Genomic DNA, 7,871 nt, shown 5'->3' on the forward strand with positions numbered 1-7,871 from the left:
ATCAATAGGTTTCCAGGTCGATATCGATACCGAGCGAGCGGATTTCCTTCACCAGCACGTTGAAGGATTCCGGCATGCCGGCATCGATGCGGTGATCGCCCTTGACGATGTTCTCGTAGACCTTGGTCCGGCCGTTCACATCGTCCGACTTCACCGTCAGCATTTCCTGCAGGGTGTAGGCGGCGCCGTATGCTTCCAGCGCCCACACTTCCATTTCCCCGAAACGCTGACCACCGAACTGCGCCTTACCACCCAGCGGCTGCTGCGTGACCAGCGAGTACGGGCCGGTCGAACGCGCGTGCATCTTGTCGTCCACCAAGTGGTGCAGCTTCAGGTAGTGCATCACGCCGACGGTGACCTTGCGCTCGAACGGCTCGCCATTGCGACCGTCGAACAACTGCATCTGCGTCTTGCTGTCATTGAAGTCCAGCAATTGCGTGCGGGCGTCCTCTTCCGGATAGGCGAGATCCAGCATGGTACGGATCTCGGATTCCTTGGCACCGTCGAACACCGGGCTGGCGAACGTCATGCCGGTACGCAGGCCCTGGGCCAGCGTGAGCACTTCATCGTCCGACAACGTGGCGATGTCTTCGCCGCGGCCGGCGGAGTTGTAGATCTTGTCCATATAGCTGCGCAGCTCGGCCACGTTGCGCTGTTCGCGCAGCATGGCGTCGACACGCTGGCCGATGCCCTTGGCAGCCCAGCCCAGGTGCACTTCCAGGATCTGACCGATGTTCATCCGCGACGGTACGCCCAGCGGGTTCAGCACGATGTCCACCGGCGTGCCATCAGCCATGTACGGCAGGTCTTCCACCGGCAGGATCTTCGACACCACACCCTTGTTACCGTGGCGACCGGCCATCTTGTCGCCCGGCTGCAGGCGGCGCTTCACGGCCACGTAGACCTTGACCATCTTGATCACGCCCGGCGGCAGTTCGTCGCCCTGGGTCAGCTTGCGCTTCTTGTCTTCGAACTTGAGGTCGAAGTCGGCACGCATCTGGGCGATCAGGTCCTTCATCGCCTCGAGCTGGCGAGCGGCTTCCTCGTCGGCCAGACGGATGTCGAACCAGTCGTGCTTGGACGGCAGGTCGTTCAGGTACTCGACGGTGATCTCGGCCCCCTTGGCCAGGCGCTTCGGGCCACCGTTGGCCGCCTTGCCGACGATCATGCGGCCGATCCGCTCGAACAGGTCGTTCTCGACGATGCGCAGCTGGTCGTTCAAGTCCTGGCGATAACGGCGCAGTTGCTCGTCGATGATCGACTGGGCGCGCTTGTCGCGCTCCACGCCTTCGCGGGTGAACACCTGCACGTCGATGACGGTGCCGGTCATGCCCGACGGCACGCGCAGCGAGGTGTCCTTCACGTCGGACGCCTTCTCGCCGAAGATCGCGCGCAGCAGCTTTTCTTCCGGCGTGAGCTGGGTTTCGCCCTTCGGCGTCACCTTGCCGACCAGCACGTCGCCGGCCTCGACTTCAGCGCCGATGTAGACGATGCCCGATTCATCCAGCCGGCCCAGCATGCGCTCGGACAGGTTGGAAATGTCGCGGGTGATTTCTTCCGGGCCCAGCTTGGTGTCGCGGGCCATCACGTTCAGTTCCTCGATGTGGATCGAGGTGTAACGGTCTTCGGCCACCACCTTTTCGGAGATCAGGATCGAGTCTTCGAAGTTGTAGCCGTTCCACGGCATGAACGCGATGGTCATGTTCTGACCCAGCGCCATTTCGCCCAGATCGGTCGAAGCACCGTCCGCCACCACGTCGCCCTTGGCGATCCGGTCGCCCTTCTTCACGATCGGGCGCTGGTTGATGTTGGTGTTCTGGTTGGAACGGGTGAACTTGACCAGGTTGTAGATATCGACGCCGGTTTCGCCCGGCAGGGTTTCATCGTCGTTGACGCGGACCACGACGCGGTTGGCATCGACGTAATCGACCAGGCCGCCACGCAGCGCGGCCACGGCGGTGCCCGAGTCGACCGCGCAGGTGCGTTCGATGCCGGTGCCGACATACGGCGCGGCGGCGCGCAGGCAAGGCACGGCCTGACGCTGCATGTTGGCGCCCATCAGCGCACGGTTCGCATCGTCGTGTTCCAGGAACGGGATCAGCGAAGCCGCCACCGAGACGATCTGGCTCGGTGCCACGTCCATGTACTGCACGCGGTCCGGGCCGGCCATGATGGTTTCGCCGTGTTCGCGGCAGGTCACCAGTTCGTCGGTCAGCGTGCCGTCGGCGCCCACTTCGGCGTTGGCCTGGGCGATCACGTACTTGCCTTCCTCGATGGCCGACAGGTAATCGATCTGGTCGGTCACCTTGCCGTCCTGCACGCGGCGGTACGGGGTTTCCAGGAAGCCGTACTCGTTGGTGCGGGCATAGCACGACAGCGAGTTGATCAGACCGATGTTCGGGCCTTCCGGCGTTTCGATCGGGCAGACGCGGCCATAGTGGGTCGGGTGCACGTCACGGACTTCGAAGCCGGCGCGCTCGCGGGTCAGACCGCCCGGGCCCAGTGCCGAGACACGGCGCTTGTGGGTGATTTCCGACAGCGGGTTGGTCTGGTCCATGAACTGCGACAACTGCGACGAACCAAAGAATTCCTTGATCGCGGCCGAGACGGGCTTGGCGTTGATCAGGTCGTGCGGCATCAGGTTGTCGGATTCGGCCTGCGACAGGCGTTCCTTCACGGCGCGCTCGACACGTACCAGGCCGGCGCGGAACTGGTTCTCGGCCAGTTCGCCCACCGAACGCACGCGACGGTTGCCCAGGTGATCGATATCGTCCACTTCGCCACGGCCGTTGCGCAGCTCCAGCAGGATGCCGATCACGGCGATGATGTCGGCCACCGACAGCACGCCCGGACCGATATCGCCCTGCGGGCCGATACGCTCGGCAAAGCGACGGCGCCAGCCGGCCGCCTTCTCGTCCAGCTCGGCATAGGCGCGGCGGTTGAACTTCATCCGGCCGACGGCGGACAGGTCGTAACGCTCTTCAGCGAAGAACAGACCATTGAACAGGCCTTCCACCGCATCTTCGGTGGGCGGCTCGCCCGGGCGCATCATGCGATAGATCGCCACACGCGCGGCGTACTGGTCGACGGTTTCGTCGGCACGCAGGCTGGCGGAAACGTACGCGCCTTGGTCCAGGTCGTTGACGTACAGCACCTTGACCTGCGCCACGGCGGCCTGTTCGAACTTGATCACCGTCTCTTCGGTGATTTCCTCGTTGGCGCGCGCCACCAGTTCGCCGGTGTCGGCGTTGACCACGTCGTGCGCCAGGATGCGGCCGATCAGGAAGTCGATCGGCACCGACAGCTTCTTCAGCCCGGCATTCTGGATGTCGCGGATGGTCTTGGCGGTGATGCGCTTGTCCTTCTGGGCCAGCACCTTGCCGTCGTCGGAGACGATGTCGAACTTGGCGACCTCGCCCTTCAGGCGTTCCGGCACCAGCTCCAGGAACAGGCCGTCCTTGCCCATCATGAAGGTGTCGGTGTCATAGAACTCGGCCAACGCCTGTTCCGGGGTGTAGCCCAGCGCCTTCAGCAGGATGGAGACCGGCATCTTGCGGCGACGGTCGATCCGGAAGAACAGCATGTCCTTCGGGTCGAACTCGAAGTCCAGCCACGAGCCGCGGTAAGGAATCACCCGCGCGGAGAACAGCAGCTTGCCCGAGCTGTGGGTCTTGCCCTTGTCGTGCTCGAAGAACACGCCCGGCGAGCGGTGCAGCTGGGAAACGATCACGCGCTCGGTGCCGTTGATCACGAAGGAACCGTTACGCGTCATCAGCGGGATCTCGCCGAAGTACACGTCCTGTTCCTTGACTTCCTTCACGGTCGGCTTGGCCGCTTCGCGATCCATGATCACCAGGCGCACGCGGGCACGCAGCGGCGCGGCGAAGGTGATGCCGCGCTGCTGGCACTCGATCACGTCGAAGGGAGGATCGCCCAGGTTGAAATGCACGAACTCCAGCCGCGCGTTCTCGTTGTGCGAGACGATCGGGAAGATCGAGGTAAAAGCGGCCTGCAGGCCGGCATTCTTGCGCTCGCCGACCGGCACTTCCTGTTGCAGGAAATCGGTGTAGGAGTCGATCTGGGTCGCGAGAAGAAACGGCACTTCGAGCACACTGGCCCGCTTCGCAAAGCTCTTACGAATGCGTTTTTTCTCAGTGAACGAGTAATTCATACTCACAAGCTCTCCATGGAGTGGGGCGCAAAGGACAAACCGCAAAACGCAGTTGCGCGGTTTCCGGTTTGCCGCCTGCCGGGGCGGGATCGAGCCCGCACGGACAAACGCAAAATGGCAGGCGGATCGCTCCGCCTGCCGCTCTAGCAGTGAACCAGAGTATTACTTGACTTCAGCGGTAGCGCCCGCTTCAACCAGCTTCTTCTGGATTGCTTCGGCGTCGGCCTTGGCAATGGCTTCCTTGACAGGCTTCGGTGCGCCGTCAACCAGATCCTTGGCTTCCTTCAGGCCCAGGCCGGTCACTTCGCGCACGACCTTGATCACGCCGACCTTGTTGGCGCCAGCGCCGGTCAGGATGACGTCGAACTCGGTCTTCTCTTCAGCAACCGGAGCAGCAGCACCAGCCGGGCCAGCAACGGCAACGGCAGCAGCCGACACGCCGAACTTCTCTTCGAACGCCTTCACCAGGTCGTTCAGTTCCATCACGGTCAAGCCGGCAACGGCTTCGAGGATATCTTCTTTGGACAGAGCCATTTGTAAAACTCCTGAAAATCGGTAAAACGAATTGGGTTCGGATTAGGCTGCTTCGCCTTGCTTCTTTTCCGCCAGAGCGGCCAGGCCACGAGCAAAGCTCGACACCGGCGCCTTCATGACGTACAGAAGCTTGGACAGCAGTTCCTCGCGGCTCGGGATCGATGCCAGCTCGGCCACTTGCGCAGCGTCCAGCACCTTGCCTTCGTAGGAACCCGCCTTGACGACGATCTTGTCGTCCTTCTTGGCGAAGCCATTGAGTACCTTGGCTGCGGCAACCGGGTCTTCGGAAATGCCATAGACCAGCGGGCCGACCATATGATCGGCCAGACCGGCGAACGGCGTATCCTGGACCGCACGGCGCGCCAGCGTGTTCTTCAGAACACGCAGGAAAACGCCGGACTCACGCGCTTGCTTGCGCAGGAGAGTCATGTTGGCAACCCCGATACCCCGATACTCGGCTACGACGATGGTCTGAGCCTTGGCAACTTCTGCCGAGATCTCAGCAACGACGGCCTTCTTGTCTTCGAGATTGAGACTCAAGGTCTACCTCCACTTGCGAGAGAGATGGTGCGATGGCTCGCACCCCCAACGGCGACCTTCATTCAGGAGATCCCGGAAGCGAGCGCTCCCGGGCAAAACCATGATTGGGCACACCGTCTGCGTGGGCCGGCAGCTCCCTAGGGATTTGCCAATTAAGCCTTGCGGCACCTACGGTCTTTGACAATCCCGCGCCGGCAAGCCGGCACGGGCCCAAAGTTCTTACTGCGAAACCGTCAGCGTGTCGACGCGCACCCCGGCACCCATGGTGCTGGAGACGGCGAGCTTCTTGAAGTACACGCCCTTGGCGGCAGCGGGCTTGGCCTTTTGCAGGGCATCGACCAGCGCAACCAGGTTTTCCTTCAGATCAGCGACGTCGAACGACGCGCGGCCGATGGTGGCGTGGATGATACCGGCCTTGTCGGTACGGTACTGGACCTGACCGGCCTTGGCGTTCTTCACGGCCTCGGCAACGTTCGGGGTCACGGTACCGACCTTCGGGTTCGGCATCAGGCCGCGCGGACCGAGGATCTGGCCCAGCTGACCGACGATACGCATGGCGTCCGGCGAAGCGATCACCACGTCGAAATCCATGTTGCCGGCCTTGACCTGTTCGGCCAGGTCTTCGAAACCGACGATGTCCGCACCGGCGGCCTTGGCCGCTTCGGCGTTGGCACCCTGGGTGAACACGGCGACGCGCACGCTCTTGCCGGTACCCTTGGGCAGCACCACGGCGCCACGGACCACTTGGTCCGACTTGCGCGGATCGACGCCGAGGTTCACGGCGACGTCGATGGATTCGTTGAACTTGGCGGTCGCGCCACCCTTGACCAGCGACAGGGCTTCGTCAACGGCGTACAGCTTGTTGCGATCGACAGCGGCCTTCAGAGCGGCCAGACGCTTGGAAACCTTAGCCATTTACACGCCCTCCACATTCAGGCCCATGGAACGAGCGGAACCGGCGATGGTACGCACGGCGGCATCGATATCGGCAGCGGTCAGGTCCGGCTGCTTGGTCTTGGCGATTTCTTCCAGCTGGGCGCGAGTGATGGTGCCGACCTTGTCGGTATGCGGCTTGCTCGAACCCTTTTGAATGCCAACAGCCTTCTTGATCAGGATGGTCGCCGGCGGGGTCTTCATCACGAAGGTGAAAGACTTGTCCGCGTAGGCGGTAATCACCACCGGGATCGGCAGACCCGGCTCGACGCCTTGGGTCTGGGCGTTGAACGCCTTGCAGAATTCCATGATGTTCAGACCACGCTGACCAAGCGCCGGGCCAATGGGAGGCGACGGGTTGGCTTTGCCAGCGGGCACTTGCAGCTTGATATAGCCGACAATCTTCTTTGCCACGATTTACTCCTTGAACGGGTCAAACGCGAGGACTGTTCCTCGCTCCCCAACCTAACCGGCCCGCAGGCCGGCCACTCACAGCAAGCCGATCAAACCTTCTCGACTTGCGCAAAATCCACATCGACCGGCGTTGCCCGGCCGAAGATCAGCACCGAAACCTTGAGGCGACTCTTGTCGTAGTCCACGTCCTCGACGGTGGCATTGAAGTCGGCAAACGGACCATCGGTCACGCGCAGCACCTCGCCCACCTCGAACAGCACCTTGGGACGCGGCTTTTCGACGCCTTCCTGCATCTGGTGCATGATCGAATCGACTTCACGCTGCGTGATCGGCGTCGGACGATTACCGGTCCCACCTACGAAGCCAGTCACCTTCGGCGTCGACTTGACCAAGTGCCAGGTCTCGTCGGTCATCTCCATCTCGACCAGCACATAGCCCGGGAAGAACTTGCGCTCGGTCAGCGCCTTGCGGCCGCCCTTGACCTCGACCACTTCCTCGACCGGCACCAGAATCTGACCGAACAGATGAGCCACTTCGGAGCGCTCGATACGCTCCTTCAATGCCTTTTGCACGCTCTTCTCGAAACCCGAGTAGGCGTGCACCACATACCAACGCATTCCCATCGTCTACCCCGTACTTCGCTTAACCACGCCCAAGGATCAGGTCATAGAAGACCCAGGCCAGACCGGAATCCACCGCCCACATGAACAGCGCCAGCACCCCGACAAACAGGAACACCAACCCTGTCATCTGCCAGGTTTCCTTCTTGTTCGGCCAGACGACTTTCTGCGCCTCCTTCACGGAGTCGCGCGCATAATCGACAAAATCCCGCCCGGGCTGGGAAAACCACATCACCAGCACGGCCAGGAGCAGACCACCCACCACCGCCGCCAAGCGCAACAACCCTTGATCGGCCGGCAGCGAGTAGTACCCGCCAACCCCAACAACGACGAGCAACAACGCCGCCGCAACTTTGAATTTATCTACGCTTTCCATGGGCCTGTTCTGGAAATGCGGATAGCTATAGGGCCGTTCCCTTGGAAACGGCCCCGAAGCTAAACCGTGGCAGGCGAGGAGGGTCTCGAACCCCCAACCCCCGGTTTTGGAGACCGGTGCTCTACCAATTGAGCTACTCGCCTACAGGGAAAGGGCAGGATTATACATAACCCAACCCCTTCTTGAGAAGTACTTACTCGATGACCTTGGCGACGACACCGGCGCCAACGGTACGACCACCTTCACGGATGGCGAAACGCAGACCTTGTTCCATCGCGATCGG

8 protein-coding genes and 1 tRNA gene are annotated in these 7,871 nt (G+C 62.0%); all 9 read right to left on the reverse strand.

Annotated features, from left to right (window positions below):
* Position 1: 1 nt before the first annotated feature.
* Entirely contained in the window at positions 2-4,171 is a 4,170-nt protein-coding gene (gene rpoB, locus C556_RS0112265; protein WP_018748553.1) for a DNA-directed RNA polymerase subunit beta, read from the reverse strand.
* 162 nt (positions 4,172-4,333) lie between these two features.
* Positions 4,334-4,705 (reverse strand): 50S ribosomal protein L7/L12, encoded by a 372-nt coding sequence (gene rplL / locus C556_RS0112270; protein ID WP_018748554.1) that lies wholly within the window; start codon positions 4,703-4,705, stop codon positions 4,334-4,336.
* A gap of 42 nt (positions 4,706-4,747) precedes the next feature.
* Complete coding sequence (gene rplJ / locus C556_RS0112275) at positions 4,748-5,245, reverse strand: 50S ribosomal protein L10 (RefSeq protein WP_026263048.1); 498 nt, start codon at positions 5,243-5,245, stop codon at positions 4,748-4,750.
* Positions 5,246-5,464: 219 nt separating this feature from the next.
* Positions 5,465-6,160, reverse strand: coding sequence for a 50S ribosomal protein L1 (gene rplA / locus C556_RS0112280; RefSeq protein ID WP_018748557.1), 696 nt, complete (start codon positions 6,158-6,160; stop codon positions 5,465-5,467).
* A complete protein-coding gene (gene rplK, locus C556_RS0112285) occupies positions 6,161-6,592 on the reverse strand; it encodes a 50S ribosomal protein L11 (protein ID WP_018748558.1) in 432 nt (143 codons plus the stop codon).
* Positions 6,593-6,681: 89 nt separating this feature from the next.
* Positions 6,682-7,215, reverse strand: a complete 534-nt coding sequence (nusG, locus tag C556_RS0112290) for a transcription termination/antitermination protein NusG (protein ID WP_026263049.1) — start codon at positions 7,213-7,215, stop codon at positions 6,682-6,684.
* 19 nt (positions 7,216-7,234) lie between these two features.
* Positions 7,235-7,588 carry a preprotein translocase subunit SecE gene (gene secE / locus C556_RS0112295; RefSeq protein ID WP_018748560.1) on the reverse strand — a complete coding sequence of 118 codons (354 nt, stop codon included), beginning with the start codon at positions 7,586-7,588 and terminating at the stop codon, positions 7,235-7,237.
* A gap of 67 nt (positions 7,589-7,655) precedes the next feature.
* Positions 7,656-7,731: transfer RNA gene (locus tag C556_RS0112300), tRNA-Trp, on the reverse strand.
* Positions 7,732-7,781: 50 nt separating this feature from the next.
* On the reverse strand, positions 7,782-7,871 hold a 90-nt coding region (locus C556_RS24100; protein WP_018748561.1), incomplete at its 5' end, for an EF-Tu C-terminal domain-related protein.

The organism is Chitiniphilus shinanonensis DSM 23277 (genome assembly GCF_000374805.1).
Taxonomy (GTDB): domain Bacteria; phylum Pseudomonadota; class Gammaproteobacteria; order Burkholderiales; family Chitinibacteraceae; genus Chitiniphilus; species Chitiniphilus shinanonensis.

Bases quoted from the DNA above. Each gene is read 5' to 3' on its own strand.
- rpoB (WP_018748553.1), bottom strand. From the start codon at position 4,171: ATGAATTACTCGTTCACTGAGAAAAAACGCATTCGTAAGAGCTTTGCG.
- rplL (WP_018748554.1), bottom strand. From the start codon at position 4,705: ATGGCTCTGTCCAAAGAAGATATCCTCGAAGCCGTTGCCGGCTTGACC.
- rplA (WP_018748557.1), bottom strand. From the start codon at position 6,160: ATGGCTAAGGTTTCCAAGCGTCTGGCCGCTCTGAAGGCCGCTGTCGAT.
- nusG (WP_026263049.1), bottom strand. From the start codon at position 7,215: ATGGGAATGCGTTGGTATGTGGTGCACGCCTACTCGGGTTTCGAGAAG.
- secE (WP_018748560.1), bottom strand. From the start codon at position 7,588: ATGGAAAGCGTAGATAAATTCAAAGTTGCGGCGGCGTTGTTGCTCGTC.